Source organism: Bacillus amyloliquefaciens DSM 7 = ATCC 23350 (genome assembly GCF_000196735.1).
Lineage (GTDB): Bacteria > Bacillota > Bacilli > Bacillales > Bacillaceae > Bacillus > Bacillus amyloliquefaciens.
Genome location: NC_014551.1, coordinates 891017 through 910909 on the forward strand (window position 1 = coordinate 891017; position 19893 = coordinate 910909).

General features: G+C 41.2%; 22 protein-coding genes and 1 pseudogene. 20 read left to right on the plus strand and 3 right to left on the minus strand.

From position 1 onward, the window contains the following. The first annotated feature begins 2 nt into the window (after positions 1–2). The 12 genes from BAMF_RS42000 to BAMF_RS24835 all read left to right on the plus strand — a co-directional run bounded on the left by BAMF_RS42000 (position 3) and on the right by BAMF_RS24835 (position 12854). Positions 3–137, plus strand: a complete 135-nt coding sequence (locus tag BAMF_RS42000; RefSeq protein WP_013351478.1) for a hypothetical protein — start codon at positions 3–5, stop codon at positions 135–137. Between the two features lie 15 nt (positions 138–152). Further along, a complete protein-coding gene (locus BAMF_RS24785) occupies positions 153–5909 on the plus strand; it encodes a phage tail tape measure protein (RefSeq protein ID WP_013351479.1) in 5757 nt (1918 codons plus the stop codon). Positions 5910–5911: 2 nt separating this feature from the next. Continuing rightward, positions 5912–6751, plus strand: a complete 840-nt coding sequence (locus BAMF_RS24790; RefSeq protein ID WP_013351480.1) for a phage tail domain-containing protein — start codon at positions 5912–5914, stop codon at positions 6749–6751. A 9-nt stretch (positions 6752–6760) separates the two neighbouring features. Then, positions 6761–7915, plus strand: a complete 1155-nt coding sequence (locus BAMF_RS24795) for a prophage endopeptidase tail family protein (RefSeq protein WP_013351481.1) — start codon at positions 6761–6763, stop codon at positions 7913–7915. Continuing rightward, the gene (locus tag BAMF_RS24800) at positions 7908–8216 is read left to right on the plus strand and encodes a hypothetical protein (protein ID WP_013351482.1); all 309 of its coding nucleotides are present in this window, start codon (positions 7908–7910) and stop codon (positions 8214–8216) included. Before BAMF_RS24795 ends, BAMF_RS24800 begins: the two co-directional genes overlap by 8 nt. A gap of 113 nt (positions 8217–8329) precedes the next feature. Beyond that, positions 8330–9223, plus strand: coding sequence for an SGNH/GDSL hydrolase family protein (locus BAMF_RS24805; protein ID WP_014471619.1), 894 nt, complete (start codon positions 8330–8332; stop codon positions 9221–9223). A gap of 15 nt (positions 9224–9238) precedes the next feature. Continuing rightward, entirely contained in the window at positions 9239–10525 is a 1287-nt protein-coding gene (locus BAMF_RS24810; protein ID WP_013351484.1) for a phage baseplate upper protein, read from the plus strand. Beyond that, on the plus strand, positions 10526–10861 hold the full coding sequence (locus BAMF_RS24815; protein ID WP_013351485.1) for a DUF2977 domain-containing protein: 336 nt from the start codon (positions 10526–10528) through the stop codon (positions 10859–10861). 6 nt (positions 10862–10867) lie between these two features. Further along, positions 10868–11110: an XkdX family protein gene (locus BAMF_RS24820; protein WP_013351486.1), complete on the plus strand. Its 243-nt coding sequence runs from the start codon at positions 10868–10870 to the stop codon at positions 11108–11110. Positions 11111–11146: 36 nt separating this feature from the next. Next, complete coding sequence (locus BAMF_RS24825; protein ID WP_013351487.1) at positions 11147–11362, plus strand: BhlA/UviB family holin-like peptide; 216 nt, start codon at positions 11147–11149, stop codon at positions 11360–11362. Positions 11363–11376: 14 nt separating this feature from the next. Continuing rightward, complete coding sequence (locus BAMF_RS24830; RefSeq protein WP_232502502.1) at positions 11377–11640, plus strand: phage holin; 264 nt, start codon at positions 11377–11379, stop codon at positions 11638–11640. A 56-nt stretch (positions 11641–11696) separates the two neighbouring features. Next, positions 11697–12854 carry an N-acetylmuramoyl-L-alanine amidase gene (locus BAMF_RS24835; RefSeq protein ID WP_013351489.1) on the plus strand — a complete coding sequence of 386 codons (1158 nt, stop codon included), beginning with the start codon at positions 11697–11699 and terminating at the stop codon, positions 12852–12854. Between the two features lie 45 nt (positions 12855–12899). On the opposite strand, the gene BAMF_RS41100 is transcribed toward BAMF_RS24835, so the two are convergent. Further along, positions 12900–13847, minus strand: a complete 948-nt coding sequence (locus BAMF_RS41100; protein WP_013351490.1) for a hypothetical protein — start codon at positions 13845–13847, stop codon at positions 12900–12902. A gap of 63 nt (positions 13848–13910) precedes the next feature. Next, positions 13911–14465, minus strand: coding sequence for a hypothetical protein (locus BAMF_RS24845; RefSeq protein WP_014471625.1), 555 nt, complete (start codon positions 14463–14465; stop codon positions 13911–13913). Between the two features lie 289 nt (positions 14466–14754). Between BAMF_RS24845 and BAMF_RS24850 the strand changes: the two genes are divergently transcribed. The 4 genes from BAMF_RS24850 to mutY all read left to right on the plus strand — a co-directional run bounded on the left by BAMF_RS24850 (position 14755) and on the right by mutY (position 17458). Further along, on the plus strand, positions 14755–15522 hold the full coding sequence (locus tag BAMF_RS24850) for a response regulator aspartate phosphatase (protein ID WP_013351492.1): 768 nt from the start codon (positions 14755–14757) through the stop codon (positions 15520–15522). Positions 15523–15575: 53 nt separating this feature from the next. Further along, positions 15576–15872, plus strand: coding sequence for a hypothetical protein (locus BAMF_RS41780; RefSeq protein WP_013351493.1), 297 nt, complete (start codon positions 15576–15578; stop codon positions 15870–15872). Then, positions 15873–16022: a PhrK family phosphatase-inhibitory pheromone gene (locus BAMF_RS41480; RefSeq protein ID WP_164463356.1), complete on the plus strand. Its 150-nt coding sequence runs from the start codon at positions 15873–15875 to the stop codon at positions 16020–16022. It abuts the gene before it with no gap. 338 nt (positions 16023–16360) lie between these two features. After that, on the plus strand, positions 16361–17458 hold the full coding sequence (mutY, locus tag BAMF_RS24855; RefSeq protein ID WP_013351494.1) for an A/G-specific adenine glycosylase: 1098 nt from the start codon (positions 16361–16363) through the stop codon (positions 17456–17458). Positions 17459–17464: 6 nt separating this feature from the next. Here mutY and BAMF_RS24860 read toward each other — a convergent pair whose 3' ends face one another. Then, on the minus strand, positions 17465–17689 hold the full coding sequence (locus BAMF_RS24860) for a hypothetical protein (protein WP_013351495.1): 225 nt from the start codon (positions 17687–17689) through the stop codon (positions 17465–17467). An 82-nt stretch (positions 17690–17771) separates the two neighbouring features. Here BAMF_RS24860 and fabL point away from each other — a divergent pair, with 82 nt between their 5' ends. The 4 genes and pseudogenes from fabL to ntdP all read left to right on the plus strand — a co-directional run bounded on the left by fabL (position 17772) and on the right by ntdP (position 19855). Then, positions 17772–18524, plus strand: a complete 753-nt coding sequence (fabL, locus tag BAMF_RS24865) for an enoyl-[acyl-carrier-protein] reductase FabL (RefSeq protein WP_013351496.1) — start codon at positions 17772–17774, stop codon at positions 18522–18524. A gap of 85 nt (positions 18525–18609) precedes the next feature. After that, a pseudogene (locus tag BAMF_RS24870) lies at positions 18610–18762 on the plus strand (gamma-type small acid-soluble spore protein); the annotation flags it as partial. A 160-nt stretch (positions 18763–18922) separates the two neighbouring features. Beyond that, positions 18923–19189 carry a YgaB family protein gene (locus BAMF_RS24875; protein WP_003155476.1) on the plus strand — a complete coding sequence of 89 codons (267 nt, stop codon included), beginning with the start codon at positions 18923–18925 and terminating at the stop codon, positions 19187–19189. A 135-nt stretch (positions 19190–19324) separates the two neighbouring features. After that, a complete protein-coding gene (ntdP, locus tag BAMF_RS24880) occupies positions 19325–19855 on the plus strand; it encodes a nucleoside tri-diphosphate phosphatase (protein ID WP_003155475.1) in 531 nt (176 codons plus the stop codon). Positions 19856–19893: the final 38 nt, after the last annotated feature.

Genomic DNA, 19893 nt, shown 5'->3' on the forward strand with positions numbered 1-19893 from the left:
AAATGTATAGAAATTTGATGGAGGCCGGATGGTCGTTTCGTGATATCGACGAAGCAGATTATTACGGCCTTTTAGATGTGCTATCGGAAGACGCGCATGTGATGACGGGGGAAGAATTCTTTAATTCGATTACGTAAGAAAGGAGGGAGAACATGGCCGAGGGTGTTGTCATTAAAGTTGGTTTAGATGGAACAAAAGTAACGCAAAGTTTAAAAGCTATTAAAAACACTGTTGCGGCATCTACCAGCCAATGGAAAGCTGAGTTTCAAATTTTCAAAAATGCCGGGGATCAATTAGGCATGTTGGGCGCAAAGTATGACGGATTAAGCCGGACGATCAAGATACAAGACGTACAAGTTAAAAAGCTGACAGAATCGTATAACAAGGCCGTTGAAAAGTATGGGAAGAATAGCGAAGCGGCTATGCGTTACGCAAATCAAATCAACAATACAACCCGGAGGCAGGCGCTTTACCGTCAAGAATTGAAAGATACTGAGATCGCTATGAATGATCAAAAGAGAGGGACAAGCCTTGTACGGGAAAACCTGTCTTTATTAACAAGGGAAACAACGGCAGCGATCAACAAATTCAAATCCCAGGGCAAAGCGCTCCGGGCCAATAAAGAAGAATACAAGGGCCTTGGAAATCAGATTAAGGAACGTAACCAGCTTATTGAAAAAGAAAAGCTGAAACTACAGGAATTAATAGAGAAAAAAGGCGCCGACAATATCGCAACCAAAAAGCAACGCACAGCCATTTTGGAATTGGAAGCGGCACAAGCATCTGCTGTCAGCCGGTATAAAACACTCAATAGGCAAGTGGGTAGCTCTTCAAAACTCAGTTTAACGTTTCGCGATAACGTCAACAAATTAAGGGATTCTGTGAACCGGGCCAGCGATAAATTAACGAGTGCCGGCCATTCAATGACAGCAGCCACATTTGGCATTGGAGGGGCATTTGTTTACGGAACAAAGCAGGCCGTTGAATTTGAACGGAAAATGACGGACATTAAGTCCTTGCTTGAATCTGACGGGGAATCTGCGAAAGAGGCCGGAGAGATTACAAAGGACATGGAAAAGCAAGCGACGGAGCTATCCGGAAAATACGGTATTTCTGTCCAAAAAATCGGTGATGCGTATGAAACCATGATCCGTAAGGGTGATACCGGCCGGCAAGCCATTGCTGCGGTTGAAAAAATGATTAAAGCGTCAACGGCTGCGGGATCTGAATTTAAAGAAACAACAAAAGTTTCTATGAACGTCATGGAGCAATTTTTTGACAAGTCAAAGTCAGCGGCAAAGACGGCCGAGAACACGACGAGAGTTACAAACGCCATGACTTACGCGGCGGATCATGGATCGGCTAAATTCACAGAATTGGGCTATTCCATGAACTATGTAGGGGATTATGCTAAATCCGTCGGCTACTCAATGGAAGATATGGCAGCATACCTTGAAGTCATGTCAAGGCGCGGCGTGGAGGGAACGTCCGCCGGTACTGGCCTGCGTGGAGTTATGGCTAGCCTTGTTAAGCCGTCAAGACAGGCAGCTAATGCAATGCACGACATTGGCCTTAAAACAAGTGACTCACACGGGAACTTGTTGAGATTGTCCGAAATTGTGGAACAGTTGCGCGAAAAAACAAAAGGAATGGGAACCGAGGAAAAAGGGAATTTACTTTCCCGCATGTTTGGCCGGACTTCTCTTCCTACTATTACCGCCTTAATGACGGAATCAGGGGAGCACCTGGACAAGTTTTCTGCGAAAATCAAGAATGCCGAAAAGACGGATTATGCCGGAACCGTTACAAACCGCATGATGAAGTCAGGGAAAAAACAGCTTGATATTTTCAAAGAAACATCCAAAAACTTTGCTATGGAAGTATCAGCAACCCTGCTGCCGTCTGTGACATCGCTTGTAAAGCATCTTAATAAATTACTTGTGAAATTTGAAAATCTGTCACCCAAAACAAAGAAAACAATTGGTACCGTTGCGGCTCTGACTGCAGTATTCGCCCCTCTTGCTATTGGTTTAGGGGCTGTGTTTAAAGCTATCAGCATTACAACGTCCGGCCTCATGGGTTTAGGTCGGGCCGTCTCCTTTGTTGCGAAATCACCTTTTACCTTCTTCAAAAATGCAAGATTGGAAGGAACGAAGACCAACAAAGTTTTAAAAGGGATCGGCAAGGGTTTTAAATGGACTGGAAAACTGGCATGGGGCGGCGTAAAGAAGACCGGTTCAGCTATTAAAATATTTGGCAAAGGGATCGGAAAAGCCTTCAAATGGACGGGCAAGCTGGTATGGAGCGGTGTGAAGAAAACCGGCTCATTAATTAAGATTTTCGGAAAAGGAATCGGCAAAGCGTTTAAGTGGACTGGAAAACTGGCGTGGTCAGGTGTTAAGGCTGCGGGCCGGGGGATTACTGCCTCCGGTAAGGCCATCGGAAAATCTTTTAAATGGACGGCTCGTCTTGCTGCTACTGGTATCAAAAAAACAATTGTCGGTATTGGTGTAGCTTCAAAAGCTACAGCAAAAGGCATAAAAACAATGACAAAAGCGTCTCTATCCTTTGCGAAAACAGGGGGTATTTGGGTTGCACAAAAAGTGAAAATACTTGCAGTGGCAACAGCTCAAAGGGTCGCGGCAGCGTCAACAAAAGCATGGGCGGTCGCTCAAAGAGTATTAAATGTTGCTTTAAAAGCGAATCCCATCGGGCTTGTTATTACGGCTATTGGCCTGCTTGTAGCTGCAGTTATCTATTCGTATAAACACTTTAAGGGATTCCGAAAAGTGGTTGACTCTGTTTGGTCGGGCGTGAAGAAAGCTTTTTCTTCATCGGTCAAATACTGCAAAAAGCTTTTTACAAGATTGTCTAAGCATTTTGGCGATACATGGGGGGATATAAAGGACGAATTTAACAGCGCAACAAAATTAATTAAGAGCATTCTAAAAACCTTTTCTGATTTTTTTCATGGCCGATGGGACAAACTTTGGGACGATGTTAAAGACATTGTTAAAAAGGGCGTGAAGCTTGTTAAATCACATTTCAAGGCCGGATTTAATTTCTTGAATAAAATAACAGGCGGAACGCTAGGGAAGATGTGGAAAAAGGTTTCTAAAGTCGGCGGGGATATTATTTCTTTCTTTAAGAAACTGCCCGGAAAAATGGCTGACGGGATTAAAAGCGGAGCTAAAGCGCTTGGAAATGCCGGGATTTTTGTAGGGAATAAACTGATTGATGGCGTAGAAAGTGTAACAAATGGCGTCATTGGCGGTGTAAACTGGGTTCTTAAAAAAGTTGATATGCCAACGATCGACGACGTTAAACTGAAACATATTCCTTACTTTGCAAAAGGAACATGGCAGGGTGATCCGAACGCATTCGCCGGCGGGCTTGCTCATGTTGGTGATGGTGGTAAACATGAATTAATGCGTTTTCCAAACGGGGAAATGGCCCTATCTCCAAACACAGATACCGTCATGAATCTACCGCGAGGTACGTCAATTTTAGGCGGTGACAAAACCGAACAATTAATGAAAAGCGGGACACTGCCGAAATTTTCAATTGGAACTTGGCTCGGTTCTGCAAAAGACTTTATTAAGGGCGGCTGGAGCAAACTTAAAGACATTGGATCAAATATCTATGATTATTTATCCGATCCGACGAAATTATTAAATACGGTTGTTTCTAAATTCGCCGGCTCCGCGCTTGGGAAGCTGGGCGGCTCCGTCCTTGATATGGGAAAAGGGATAATTAAAAAGATTATCAGCGGCGTGAAAGACAAACTGACTGATTTTGCATCCGGCGGCATTGATACTGGCGATGTGAAGGTTTCCGGCTCCCTGAAATCATGGGTAAAAAAAGGAATGAAGATTGCAGGCGTAAGCGGCGCCGCATGGGAAAAAGGTTTAGAGACAATAGCGATACATGAATCCGGTGGCACAGCCGGTTCCCATGTGAACAAATGGGATTCAAACTGGCGGGCCGGTCATCCGTCTGCCGGGTTAATGCAGATGATTGAAACAACGTTTGCATCTTATGCCAAGGCTGGTCATAAACAATGGCTGAACCCGATAGACCAGGTAGCGTCAGCAATCGGATATATTGAATCAAGGTATCACGGGATCGCGAATGTACCCGGCATTAAGGCGCTGGCTCATGGACGTAAATACATCGGATATGCTACCGGTACGGATCATCATAACGGCGGCCCGGCAGTTTTGGGCGACGGCGGGCAGCGTGAACCATATTTAACGCCACAGGGCCGGTTTGGTGTAAGTCCGAACGTGCCGACTCTTTTCGCAAACCTACCAAAAGGCACGAAAGTATGGCCGTCTATTAAAGCGTTTAAAGAGCAAGTGGGGCACTTTGCGAAAGGGACAAATGAGGTTTGGGTTGATGGCTATTACCGAGATAACGGAACCTACGTAAAAGGATATTGGCGGAAAAAACCCAAAAGTCATTCAACAAAATCGGGTTCCTCAAAGAAAACAAAAACGAGAACCATTATAAAGTATGTGACACGGCCGGCGGCCAACAACAAAACACTGAGTAAGGAGGCAAAAAAACAAAAGGCTGCAGCAGCGGCAAAGAAAAAAGCGGCTGAACTCAGTAAGAAAATTTCTGACAGCATTTCAACGATCATTACAGATTACAGGGCCGGGAAAATTTCAGCCAAAACCGAAAGGGCACGACTTGAAGCCATTCAAAAGAATCATAAATTAACAGCGACACAACGTAACCGCATTGTTGCGGCAATTGGTGCGTCAAGTAAAGCCATTGCAAAGCAAATCAGCTCCTATAATAACGCGATAGGCAACGCAATTAATAAGTTTGACAGCACAATGAAAACAATCAGAACAACATATAACAATGCGGTGGCAGATGCGAAAAAAACGTATCAATCGGCTTTGAATGAAAACAGAAACACGGCGTACACGACTTTTGCAATGTTTGATAAGGCGGAACAATCGAAAGTGTCCGGGGTGGGCCTGCTGCGTAATCTTAAATCACAAAATTCTCTTTATAAAAAATTCACATCGAATATAAAGAAATTACAGCGGCGCGGCGCCTCTAAAAAGATGATTAATGAACTGCTGCAACAAGGGCCTTCCGCAAATGCAGACGTAGAGGCATTGTTGAGCCTGTCTGCAAGTGACTGGAAGTCTTACAAAGGAGCGTACTCGGAAAAGACCAAGACAGCAAATGCTTTGGGTGATCTCACAACCTCATACGGGGCTGCGAAAACTGATCTTAACAAGGCTTTAAAAACAGCAAAGGCTAAATATCAATCAAGCGTGAATGATGCCGTAAATACGTTGGGAAATGCCATGAAATCGGCGAATAAAAAATATAAAAGCACCGGGATAACACTCAGCGGCCATTTTGTAAGCGGAATTGTAAATGGGTTGAAAAAGAGTCAAAAGGATGTTTCATCTGCTGCCGAGAAAATCGCACACAATATCGAAAATTCAATCCGGAAGAGATTAGACATTCATTCGCCTTCTCGTGTTGCAGTGCGGCTTATGGGTTTCTTTGGTGATGGTCTTGTGAATGGTCTGACTGGCAGCATCAGCAACGTTTCGCGGGCGGCCCTTCACGTCTCGGATTCCATCACAAAAAATATTATCCCGATAGATGGAACGGCAGCTATAAACGGATTGCAAAAGATGGCAAATGCTTCAATTGAACAATTGCCTAATAAGAAGTCTGAGTCTAACACTAATAGGATTGAAGACCTTCTTACCAAGATACTGTTCTCTCAAGAAAGAACTAATCAATTGTTACAATCAGCCATAGGACAAAATATGAATACCAACGAAGGGAATATTCTTAAAACGTTGGCCAAATTCTTGAATGAAGTAAACGGAAATGCTCTAGGGATTAATTCTTACATGCAAGGGGGTTAAAGGTGAGTATACTTCAAGATTTAATAGTTGAGAAAAACGGAAAAGAGCAACTTTTATCTGAAACTGTAGACCTACGTGGTCTGCAGTTTTTAGATATGACAGTATCTGCTCCATCAATAACCCAGAATTATTTAACTAATCCGGGGCTAGATGGTCAAATTGAAGCCGGTAAAGCAGTTTATGGTGCTCGTACAGTAAGCGCCAATTTTTTATTTAAAGGAAGGGATTTATTTGATTTTGAATTAGGGTGTAAAGCTATTCATGCCTTCCTGTTTGAAAGAGAAGCATACCATATTAGAACATCGTTAATGCCTGGGATCCGATATAGAGTTTTGGCGAAACCATATGAAACGACCAGAATTAACATGGTTGATATGTCATTTACAGTTGAATTTGATTTGCCTTCGGGTTTTAGGGAAGCAGTGAAAACCACTCTTGAAGCACCATTTGTTTTTAATGATGGATCCTGGCAAATCGGTATGAATTTACCTTCAGATAAAGAACTGTCATATGTGTTTAACACAAGTGAGTTTTCAGTGTTCAATGCTTCGGATATTACAATTAATCCTTTGAAATACAACATGTTAGAAATTGCATTAACTTGTGTAGGTAAACCTGTTATCACAAACAAAACTACAGGCGATGTCTTTAAACTAAATAAAGAAATGAATGCTTCAGATGCTTTGTTGTTAGATGGGTTTGATCCCTATTTGAATAATTCGAGATGTGGACGTGACACAAATCATGGTGTCATTACTCTTGCTAAAGGTTGGAATCAATTTTTAATTACAGGTTGCTCAAACCCAGTAATAGCTTTTAATACAAGATTCCTTTACTTATAGGTGTTCTTTATGGAAATCCTTTTAGTTAAGACTAAAGATTATGAAGAAATTGTTACAGGGTTTTCAGACTTTGAACGGACTGTTGAAACCAATTTAACTAACTGGCAAGTAACATTCAACATAGTCCAAACAAAACACAACGAATTTGTGTTTAATCTTCTTCAAAGTGACGATGCGTCTTTAATTGTCAATGGACAAGAGTTTGTAATACAACAAATTAATCCAGTAGTAAACGGGAATTCTCAAACACTTAGTGTTACAGCAACTCATGTTTATTTTGAAATTCAAAAGAAAATAAGACCTAAAGATGTGTTGGATGCTGATTACGACGAAGAAAGTAAACCTGAGCACACGTTGGCTGAGTATCTTGATTACTTATTTAAAGGAAACAAGTATGGTTATACCTATGAAATCAAAGGCACGTTCAAGATTAAGAAAAAAATTACTGAATTCGGAAACTCTGATTCCGTAACTCTTATCAATACCCTAATAGATACCTTTGAATGTTTTATTAAGGCGGACAATAAAAAAGTAATCTTTATGGACGAAGCCAACTTTAAGCAATTGACACAAAAGCAATTTCGCTGGTTGTACAATACGGATGATATTAACTTGTCATTAGACAAAACAAATATACGCACAATGTGTTGGGTTTACCCTTATAAAGACCAACATGACAACTATTTCTTTGAACCTTACATATACACGTCACCCAATGTTTCAAGGTTTGGGGAATCGTTTAGTGAACCGGTTGATCTTTCAACGGACACAGATGCAACAACAAAAAAGTATACAGATCAGCAAGCTCTTAAGGCACTTCAAGATGTACCTGAAACCACATTCACCCTCAACTATTATGGGAAAGACACTCCGCAAATTGGGGAGGTTTGGATGGCTATAATAGAGCCTATGGCATTAGATGTCGATGTTCCGATTGTTGGGATCAAGGATAGTCCGTTTGATGATTCTAAACCAATTGAATTAACACTAAGTAATGCTAAAAAGGACATGTTATCCGTTCAACAACAAATTTCTAAAAAGGCTAACTTAGCATATCAGAAATCGAGTAAGACAAATACGATTATCAACAATATCCAAAATGCTGTATCAATCACTTGGAATTCCAGATTGATCTTGGAAAAAGTAGGTGAGGTAAATGACTGATATTGTGCAGTTGAGGGATTCGAAGAATGTTCCGTTTTACCCTAAAACACATATGAGCGCTGTAATTGGATTTAACCCCGATGATATCAACACGGCTACTCAATTAGCTTTAGATAGTAAAGTTGATAAAAAATCAGGATATACACTTTCTAAAAATGATTACACAGATGAAGACAAACAAAAGACTATGCAGCTCGGTGAACAATCATTGGAATTAAAGTCACCAAATGGGACAGCGTTTCTCATTGGTGTAAATGATGATGGTACATTGAGTGTGATGAAGAAAGGGGAAGATTTATGATTGAGTTAAATAAAGACTTACCAACAAGTCTTGGTGGTGAGTTTCGTGATGCGCTAGATAGCAATTTCACCAAGATTGAAGATGCTCTAAACAATTTTCAATCCGATAGTAATATGAAAGAAATTGAGCAAAAGATCAAAGAAAATAATGAGGAAATGTATAAGGAAATTAGGTCATTAATTGCTCCCGAAATGTCACCATTAGAGGTTACGGAGCAAGTGGAACAGGCGAAAACAGACAGTAAAAACGTCAAACACGCCACGTTATCGGAACGAATCGCGGCGGAAACAGCATACTCACAAAATAGTAATGAGTTAAATCAGCTTTTAAATATCACCGACAGCGGCCATATCAGTGTTGATTTTATTAAGAAAAGCAATCTGCTCAACGCAAAGAAAATCGCTATTTTGGGGGATAGTGTGGCCCACGGGCTACGCGCTCAATACAGCTTTGGGGATATCTTGAAAGAACGGACGGGGGCCGAGGTCATAAACCTTTCTGTCAGTGGCGTTAACATGAGCAATAACGGAAACAACAATATCTATCAGCAGGCTCTTAAAACGTCCGGGAACGATGTTGTCATTGTACAGGGAACGGATGATGACTGGTGTAACAGCATTGATGTAGGGACAGACGAAAAAGACATTACAAAATTCTACGGCGGTTTTTATCAAGTCATTCAACAGCTCCGTATGAGAAATAAAGGCTGTAAGATCATCGTGATGACTGCCACACGACAAGCGAAGATTACAAACGGAAAAATAGTCCGCCGGGATACGGATAAAAACAAATTGGGCCTGACATTGGCCGACTATGTGGATGCACAAAAGGAAGTGTGTACGCTGCTTTCTGTCCCGTATGCTGACATGTTTTATACGGATTTATTTGATCCTTACAATCCTGCATTCAGAAAGATGTGTATGTCAGAAGGGTTGCACCCGAATGAGATCGGGCATCAAATTATTTTCCAAGAAATTTGCCGGAATTATTTTTACTACTACGGATAAGGGAGCGTTTAAAACATGGCAAATCAAGATTTAGTTTTTGATATTAGCAAGGCACATTTAGAGCAAATTAACCAGCAGCTTATCATTGGAAGAGTGGGGGACGGCGGTTTAAAAGCGGTGACGGTATCAGTCATATCAAACGGTACGCCTTATGATCTAACCGGGAAAACTGTCTCTTTCGAAGGGCTGAAGCCTGACGGCACGCATATTATTGATACAAACGGCGGTATTGTCCTTAATGCCCAGGGCGGGATTTTTCGTTATGTGTTCCCTTACCAAGCATTTGCAGCGATGGGGGAATATGAACAGGCATTCTTTAAAGTGAGCCGAGACAGTCAGACAGACACCACATTAGAGTTTAAAATCAAAGTGCTTGAGAACAAAGTGGAAATGGGTATCAATTCAGTCTCTTTTATTTCTGATTTTGAAAATTTGAAGGCGCAGCTCAAACAAGCCTATGAAGACTTTTTAGAACAAATTAAATCAGACCAGGACGCAACACAAAATATCATAGAGGGCACTAAAACAACGATTCAATCATTGCAAGAGCAATTAAACACGCTTAATACTAAAATTCAAAACAGTGATATTGTCACCACCGGCCAATATGAAAATGATATGAGAACCCTCAATGATCAAATTAGTCAATTCAACAGCGTAGTTGATAATTTGGGAAAAAGCGTGTCCGCTGATCTTGGAGAAATGAAACAAAAGATTGATACAGCTATCGTTAACAAAATGGATACAACACCCGTTGTTTTAGCAGACATTCATGACATTATCAGTACCGGCGTTTATTGGTATAATTCCACAACTCAAAACCTGCCGCCTAAATTAAACGGCGACAATGCAAATGGATTTATTTTTGCAGTTTTCAGTGATCAGGATAATGGTTTAGTGACTTTGCAGGGATCTGATTGGCATATTGAAAAATATCAGGGAGCCTATCGTAATTGGGTGTCAAAATCACCAGTTCTATTGTTTTCAGGGAGCGCGAAAGCGGGGGATACTATTAAACTGGCTGCCGATATTTCTAATTTCAGCTATTTCCTTTTTGAAGTCCATTTTAAAACGGACTATTACTATGTTTCGACGCAGCGCCCCGTCCCGGTCGATACTGTTTTTTATATCAACAATGCCGGCCTAAAAAGCAACGGGAAAGGCATGTATCAAGATGAAATCAGACTGAAGTACACGGACGGAAAGACATTAGTTGTTACAGAATGTCTTTCGCTGGATACTGAAAAAATGGAAATCAGTAACCCCGAAATCTATATTTCGAGTATCAAGGGGGTCTTTTAATTGCAAATTGTCCTAAATGAAAACAACGAAGTAGCAGCTTATGCATTGGTGGGGGAACTGGATAAAGCAATTGAGATATCGGATGAATTTGCCACGGCTGAATTTATTTCCAATCCGTTCCGTTACAAATTATCTGATGGTGCACTGATTGTTAACCCGGATTATCAAAATCCCGTCATTAATGATTTGAATACGCCCGGCCCAATGGAGCAGGCCCAAGAGCAAATTGTTTCCCTTGTGCAGCAGCACATTACGGATAGTCAAACCATCAAGCAAATGCAAGATCAAATTATTCAATTGACTAAAGCAGTCATGACATTACAGAAAGGGGAATAGTAACACATGAATTTTCCAACATATGCAGATGCACAGGTTTATTATCAATGGGGTTTTGATATTTCATTTTGTGTGGAAGGCGGCGCCATTACTCCCGATCAATTTAAGGAGATTACCGGAAAGGATTACGGAGAAGAGTCAACGGAAACGGCAGGCGATGCCACACCCTCGGCCGGGTCTTCTGAGTCAACTGGCAGCACTACTGAGAGTGAACAAGTAAAGAACAATGAAACGGCACCTGTAACCTAAAGGTGTTTTTATTTTGTCAAAAAGGAGACGTCAACAATGGAAATGGATATCATGCAGTATTTGATGACTCAGGGGCCGTTTGCGGTGTTATTTTGCTCCCTGCTGTATTATGTCATGAAAACGAGCAGAGAGCGGGAGGCGAAGTTATACGGGCAAATTGATTCTCAAAATGAGCTTTTAGCAAGATTCAGTGATAAATATGAAATTGTCATTGATAAGCTGGACGAAATTCAAATGAAAATTGAAAAATAGGAGGATTCTTCATGTTGAATATGAGAGACAGGGGTACGGTCATTCGGACTGTGCTTCTTTTTATTGCATTAATTAACCAAACAATGCTGATGTTTGGAAAGTCTCCGCTAGAGATTACAGACAGCCAGGTGACTCAACTTGTGAATGGATTGTATACCGTCGGATCGGCGGCTTTTACAATTGGTACAACGTTGACAGCGTGGTTTAAAAATAACTACGTGACTGAGAAAGGCAATAAACAGAAAGCCATTCTGAAACACCACAAACTCATTAAATGAGGGGTTGCCGTTCGGCAGCCTCTTTTATATTTCAAAACAGAATAGGAGAGATTTTTATGTCATCATTCAGAAACCAATATATTGATATTAACAAATGGACGCGGCCGGGAATCAAAAACAACGGCGTGAAGAAACTGGTAGTCCATTACACGGCAAACCCCGGCGCGCCCGCTGCCAATCATTATAGATACTTTGGTCAAACGCTCCCCGCACAGAACAGAAATCTATCTGAGAAAAAACAGACGTTTGCATCGGCCCATATCTTTGTCGATCGCACAGAGGCTATTTGCATCATTCCGTTGAATGAGGTGGCCTATCATGCGAATGACGTTCAGCAATTCGTCAACGGGCAGCCTTACCGTGGTGTCGCGGCGCTGAAGCCGAATGCGAATTTCTTATCTATCGGCGTGGAGCTTTGCATTGAAAAGAACGGCACTTTCCATCCGGATACCATTGCCCGTGCAGAACAAGTCTGCGCTGAGCTATGCAAGAAGTTTAAACTTGATCCGATCAATGACATCGTGCGGCACTATGACATTACACACAAAATTTGCCCGGCGCCGTGGGTGAGCAGGTCACAGGGATTTACCGATTTTAAAGCCCACGTTAACAAGCGGATGGCCGGCACGGTTGTAACGGTGCCTGTGCTATCGAATTCAACCGTTACTCATACAGACGCGGGAAGATTTATTAAAAATACGGTTGTGGCAAAGGATGGGCTTGTTTTGCGCACACAACGAAGTGCTGGCTCTTCTATGGTGCTTACCCTGCCGAATGGCACGATTGTAAAATATCAGCTCGGTTCAACTGTGAACGGATGGGGCTATATTGAGTACACCAATTCAAAAGGTCAGACATTCCATGGATACGTGAACGTGTCTTATATAAAGAGTGATAACGAGCTGAAAAGCGGCGCACAAAAGAAGGCTGCAGCAAAGCCCAAAACAAACAATAAACCAAAATTTCCCCTGCCTGATGGTGTTTTCAAAGTCACAAACCCGTTAATCAGGGGCGCAGCCGTAAAACAAATACAGACAGCGTTGGCGGCTCTTTATTACTATCCGGACAAAGGAGCACCGAACAATGGAATTGATGGCGCATATGGGCCAAAAACAGCAAATGCGGTCAAACGATTTCAATTGATGAACGGGTTAACTGCTGACGGCATTTACGGCCCGAAAACAAAAGCCAAACTTGAAACATTGATGAAGTAATTTAAAAAACCCTATTCTAAATTTATTAGAATAGGGCAATTTTATTTATTTAAATACATACAAACCAGAGTACATTATTTTTCTAGGAGTAAAAGGAGAATCTTTATAGGCGTTTTTTGGATAGGACGCGGTAGAAATGAACCGTACATAACTATGACTAAAATCTTCAAGCTCTAATTTAAAGGTTTGAATTGTTTGAGGGTCTATTTCATACAAAAAAGAATCTTTGTTGCTTTTATTAATTTTGAAATTTTTATAATGATCTCCTTGGAAATTATATAAATAACCCTTTAATTTAAACTCCTCAGCGTTCACAAGAGAAATATACATATTTTCTTGATCGACTTTTTCAATGCGATTTCCTTCTTTATCAGAAAGATATATTAACCTACCTTCTTTATCTTCTTCACTAACTTTCTTGGTGTGTATTGGCTTAATCAATTCGTTATTATCTTCATTTTTAATAGCTGCTTTTGTGGAATTTGATTTTAAATTGAAATAATAAGGTGCTACATAATCAGCGTTCCGATTCCATTTCAAATCTTTTTCCGCATTTAAATCGAATTTTGAGGTTTGAGTCAGGATATAAACTAATTGATCGCTAGAAGGTACGTTTTTCAAATCTATATCAACTTTTTTTGATGAATGGCCGGGTACTGCTATTTGATATGTTTTTATTGGTTTCAATTTACCCTCATAGATTACTGATATGTTTATATCATCTGTATCGTCTGTTTCATTATGGTATATGTATTCTCCCTTAAAGTTGCCGTGTTCATCCGTTTTGTATTTTAATCGGTTTCGATCAATGATATAAGGTTTTTTCACTTCGAAATTTGTTGATCTAATAATGTTTTCCCCCTTGTCTTGTGGCTCCTCTTGAGCTTGGTTATTCTCTTTTTCTGTATTAGTAACTTTATCACTATTAGTACCCGAGCAAGAAGATAACAGCAGTAGAAGAATGGCAGCAAGGAAAGCTTTGTTATATTTCATTTTTATTTCCTTTCTCTAATTAAGCGACCATTTCATTTAAATGGCCGCTTAATGGATTAATCATTAAATGAAAATAGGTCTTAATGTATCGGCAGATTCAGCAGAGTATGTACCAAATCCGGTCGTTACAGTATGCATTGCTTGGCAAATGATTTTATCAGAAGTAATGCCGCCAAGCTTTTTATTTTCCCCCAAATGAACTGCAACAGCAGAACGAGTTAAAGACTTACCTTTAAACTTATCATCAGTCCATTTAGGTTTTTTAGCGCCTTGTTTGATTTTCCCTAAATAGCCATGTACTGAAACTGCAGCCACAAAAGAGGAAGGAATAGTTGTTGCGTCACCGTAAAATCTAAGGCCTTCTTGATCAACGTGAGTTCTTCCGGTAGCAGCTGTGAATTTTTTTGATCCTTGAGCACTAACTTCACCGGGGTTACTTCCGTCAGTTATACCAAATTTAGTTTCAGAATTAAGTTCGTCAACAGATGTGGATGGAACATAAGATTTTGAAGCCTCAAATTGATTACTTTGGTTTTCTGCTGCAAGAACAGAAGTCGAGACACCAAATAACAAAGAAACCCCAACGATTGAAGAAATAATACTTTTTTTCATGTTCATTCTTAAAAACTCCTTTTCTGTAAATTTGATACAACCCAAATTATACTGGTCTTGGTATTATTTGTGAATGGGAATTGTGGATTGTAAATTCGACAATAGAGAGAAATAGTCCACTATAATATCCTTCTGAAAAATCGGGTAAATAGCCCTTTTTTGAAATTGCGTGATGTCGAAATCGAAATTTGCGTGATGTCGAAAATAAATGTTATTCATGACATTTTATGTTAAAGATATGCTAGAATATTGTTTGGGGAAATTTAGAATATTTGTAGAAAGAGGGGTTTATCGTATGAGTAAACTGGCTTCTGAATGTGTTGCAAATATATTAAATGATTGGTATATCGCGATAAAACAACAAGACGCTGAGTCTGCTGAGAGATATTTCGAAGAGATCAAACCATTGTTTGATGAAATGGAAGAGGATCAGGAAGTTTTGATGTATTATTCTTTGTTGGAAGAAAGGCATAAAATGCTTTTGTATCAGGTGAATGGGGCGGAAGCTCCTCCCCTTTCATATTTTAATGAAAACCACGCTGAGGAAATAAAAAAAACAGATCATATGATTGAATATTATTTCTTTCTATTTGAAGCGTTATATGAGTCGCACAAAAGGAATTTTGAAAAAGCAATTACTTTGTTTAAAATAGCAGAGAAAAAATTGAAGGATATACCCGATTGTATAGAGCGGGCAGAATTTTATTCGAAAGTGGCGGCTATGTATATGATGTTGCGGCAGAGTCTAATTTCTTTGAATTATATCAATGACTCTATACAAATTTATAGAGAGAACGAAGGCTATAAACGAAAGCTTGCCACGTCTCTTATGGTTGTCGGGCAAAATTACACTGATTTAGGGCTTTACGAAAAAGCGGAGGAAAGTTATTTAGAAGCAATCAGAATTTCGAGAGTTCTACACGATTCACTATTTACCGCAGTAATACATCATAATTTAAGTATTACATATTCTGCAGCAAATCGTTCCCAAGACTGTATAAATGCCTTGAAAAAAGCCATCAGGAATAAAGAATATAGGGACTGGACTCGGTTTATTATATAAATTCCCTGTATATGTTTTTGAAAGAGCTTTATAAAATTGGGGATGTAAATAAAATGCCATATTATTATAAAAAGACAAAGGAATATTTTGAACGAAAAGAGAATAAGGTGTATGAGGCTAAAATAAAGATTATTTACGGACTTCTGCAGCAGGATCAGAGGAAAAGCATTGAAACTTGTCGAGGTGGTATTTCTTATTTATATGAAGTAAATGACCTTGATAGCGTTTTTGATCTTTCTTTGGTTATTTCAGAACACTGTGAGAAGCACGGACTCTTTAAAGAGGCGCTTGAATTTTCTAAACATGCTATTTTAGCCGAGAAGAAAATGAGGCACCTGGAGGGATTATAATTGAAAAAAATTATTCTTTGTGCAGCCCTAACCTTCGTTACGTTAAGTGGTTTAGCTGTAGTCAAGATTAATCAAGCATCATCAGATGTTAAGATAACAGAGCGCCCGGTGGGTACTCTAAAATTAGCAGAGCGACCAGTAGGCACATAAAAAAACAAAAGCCCCGGACAGGGCTTTTTTTGCGCTCATGGCGTTCTATGTTTGTGATTAATCGGGGGCAATATGGTGCGCCTGTCCTCTTAAAATCCCCCCAATATCCCCCAATCCCCCCCAAATGTTTAAGGTGTTATACTATAATTTACAAAGCATAGTACACTTAAAAAAACATCGGAACACTGATATAATAGGGTTTCTTGATTATTGAAATAATCATTTAATAAGCATCGGCATTACTCTATTTAATGTAACATATTATCGTAACGTGCCCTTAGTTTACACCAAAATACAGTGTCAAGAAAAGCGGGACCCGAAACATCTGAGGAGAAGATATGAACGCACTTGAAGAAAAAATGAAACAAAAAGATATAGACAAATTTCGCGAGGACTTAATTACATGGTTCGAAAGAGAACAAAGAATTCTGCCATGGAGAGAAAATCAGGACCCGTATCGGGTGTGGGTGTCAGAGGTCATGCTGCAGCAGACGCGGGTAGAAACCGTCATTCCTTATTTCCGGCGGTTTGTTGAGCAGTTTCCGACCGTCTCGGCGCTTGCTGAGGCCGATGAGGAAAAAGTGCTCAAAGCCTGGGAAGGGTTAGGCTATTACTCCCGTGTGAGAAATCTGCAAAGCGCCGTACAGGAAGTGCACGAGCGGTATGGCGGAATCGTTCCTGCTGAGGAAAAGGAATTCGGCGGACTGAAAGGCGTCGGCCCTTATACAAAAGGCGCCGTGCTCAGCATCGCATACAACAAACCGATTCCCGCCGTAGACGGCAATGTGATGCGTGTCATGTCGAGAATTCTTTCCATATGGGACGATATCGCAAAACCTAAAACCAGAACGATTTTCGAACAGGCGGTATCAGCTTTCATTTCTCATGAAAAACCATCTGAATTCAATCAGGGTTTAATGGAGCTCGGCGCGATCATCTGCACCCCGAAATCTCCGTCCTGCCTGCTGTGTCCCGTGCAAAAGCACTGCTCGGCATTTGCAGAAGGGACAGAGAGGGAGCTGCCCGTTAAAAGCAAAAAGAAAAAACCCGGAGTAAAAACAATGGCCGCCGTTGTGCTGACAGACGACCAAGACAATGTCTATATTCATAAACGGCCGCCAAAAGGATTGCTCGCCAATCTGTGGGAGTTTCCGAATACCGAAACCCAAAAAGGAACCAAAACCGAACGAGAGCAGCTCGAAGCCTTTTTAGAAAAAGAAATGGGAGCAACCGCTGAAATCGGAGAGCTGGAAGGCATCGTAGAACATGTTTTCACTCATCTCGTCTGGAATATTTCGGTCTTTTTCGGTAAAGTAAAACAAGTGTCGGACACATCAGAATTAATACGGGTCACAAAAGGGGAACTCGAAGAATACGCTTTTCCCGTTTCCCATCAAAAGATTTGGAAAATGGCGGACGAAGGCGGCCGCCGGTAAGAAGCGTCAGTCATAGCTGACGCGTGTGCCGTGGCCGTAATCCGCCTCATTCCGTTTCAGTCCGCCCCGGGCTTCAATTTCCTGAATCAGCTCCCGGTATTTGGACTGGCCTTCTTCGTTTAAATACGGCATAATTTGCTGGAAGGCATGATGGAAATAGGCGAGCTCTGAATCCTTCCAATCTTTTTTTGGCATCATGGCCAATTCGCCCATATCACGTCCGACATACATATGAAAAGACCCCTTTCAACAGGTAATGCTTTTATTGTTTGTTGAATGAAAAGAACTATACGCAGCAAGGAGCTGAGGAAAAATGGAACAAAATAAATGCGCATTAATCACGGGAAGCAGCCGCGGCGTCGGGAAAGCAGCAGCCATCAGACTCGCGGAAAAAGGCTACAATATCGTAATCAATTACGCCCGCAGTAAAAAAGCGGCGTTAGAAACAGCTGAAGAAATTGAAAAACTTGGCGTCAAAACGCTCGTCGTTAAAGCCAATGTCGGCCAGCCGGCAAAAATCAAAGACATGTTCCGTCAGATCGACGAAGCCTTCGGCAGACTCGACGTGTTCGTCAATAACGCGGCTTCAGGCGTGCTGAGACCGGTCATGGAACTTGAAGAAACGCATTGGGACTGGACAATGAATATTAACGCAAAAGCATTGCTTTTCTGCGCCCAGGAAGCGGCAAAGCTGATGGAAAAAACCGGAGGCGGCCACATCGTCAGCATCAGCTCACTTGGCAGCATCCGCTATCTTGAGAACTATACGACGGTCGGTGTCTCAAAAGCCGCTTTAGAATCATTAACCCGTTATCTGGCGGTTGAGCTTTCGCCGAGAAATATCATCGTGAATGCCGTTTCAGGCGGAGCGATTGATACAGACGCGCTGAAGCATTTCCCTAACAGAGAAGAATTGCTTGAAGATGCCCGTCAAAATACGCCGGCCGGAAGAATGGTCGAAATTAAAGACATGATCGACACGGTGGAGTTTTTAGTTTCTTCAAAAGCGGACATGATCCGCGGTCAGACCATCATTATTGACGGCGGACGCTCTCTGCTCGTGTAAGTTTTTTTAAAAAGATGAATAGCCTGATCGTCTCCTGCGCATTCTAAATTGCGTGGAGGTGATAACAATGGAAAACTCAAAATACAGCAAAACTGACGTTCAGCAGGTGAAAAAACAAAACCAGCAATCAGCTTCCGGCCAAGGTCAATACGGTACTGAATTCGGCAGTGAAACTGATGCGCAGCAGGTGAGAAAGCAAAACCAATCTGCTGAGCAAAACAAACAACAAAACAGCTAATCACTGAAACAAAAAAGCACTTCATCTTCGGGTGGAAGTGCTTTTTTCTTTTATCAAAACGACAAAACTTGTGATTCCTCTACAGAATGAGTCAAAGGGTTTTCCGGCAGAAACTCGAAATGGTAAGTAGTATCAACCTAAAAGCCTAAGGAGGAACCCGATGTCAGAGTTTGAAAAGCTTGTAAGTGAACAGATGAAGATCATGGATCAGCTTCTCGAGCTGCAGTCAGAACTTGACCGCTGCCGGCAGGTGGAAGCGGAACTCATCAGTCTGGAAAGAGATGCAAAGCTGGACAATGTACAGGACGAAATTGCGACAAAGCGAAAAGATCTGGCCGGCATACAGGAGTTATTCCAAAGGCAGACAGAGCAAGTCATCCAGTCTTATCGCAGCACGGAAAAGCCGTCTTCCTATGTGCAGAAATGAATGTGCCATTCCGGAAGCGGAGTGGTTCTTTTATTTTCATTTTTTAATTCGTAACGTTATAATAGTGAAAAGACTTGTCGGAAAGCAATTGCGGCTGCATTGACTGCAGGGCTTTACAGAAAGTAGGGGAGAAATATGGGATATCCCAAGGAAGGAGAAACGATTCAAATTCACAGCTATAAGCATAACGGGCTGCTTCATCGAATTTGGAACGAAACGACGATTTTAAAAAGTACGGAATTGTGTATCATCGGAGCTAACGACCGGACAATGGTGACGGAATCCGACGGACGGACGTGGGTGACCAGAGAACCGGCGATATGCTACTTTCATGCCCGTCAGTGGTTTAACGTCATCGGAATGCTGAGAGATGACGGAGTTCACTATTATTGCAACATCAGCTCGCCGTTCGCTTATGACGGAGAGGCCATCAAATATATTGATTACGATTTGGATGTCAAAGTGTTTCCGGATATGACATATAACATTCTGGACGAGGATGAATACGATGATCACCGCAAATCAATGAATTATCCTAAAGAGATCGACAGCATTCTGAAGGAGTATCTGAATACGCTGCTGCACTGGATTCATCAGCGGAAAGGCCCTTTTGCTCCTGAATTTGTTGATATGTGGTATGAACGGTATCTGCGCTATACAAAATAAAGAATACAATAAAAACCTGTTGGGGTGTCAACAGGTTT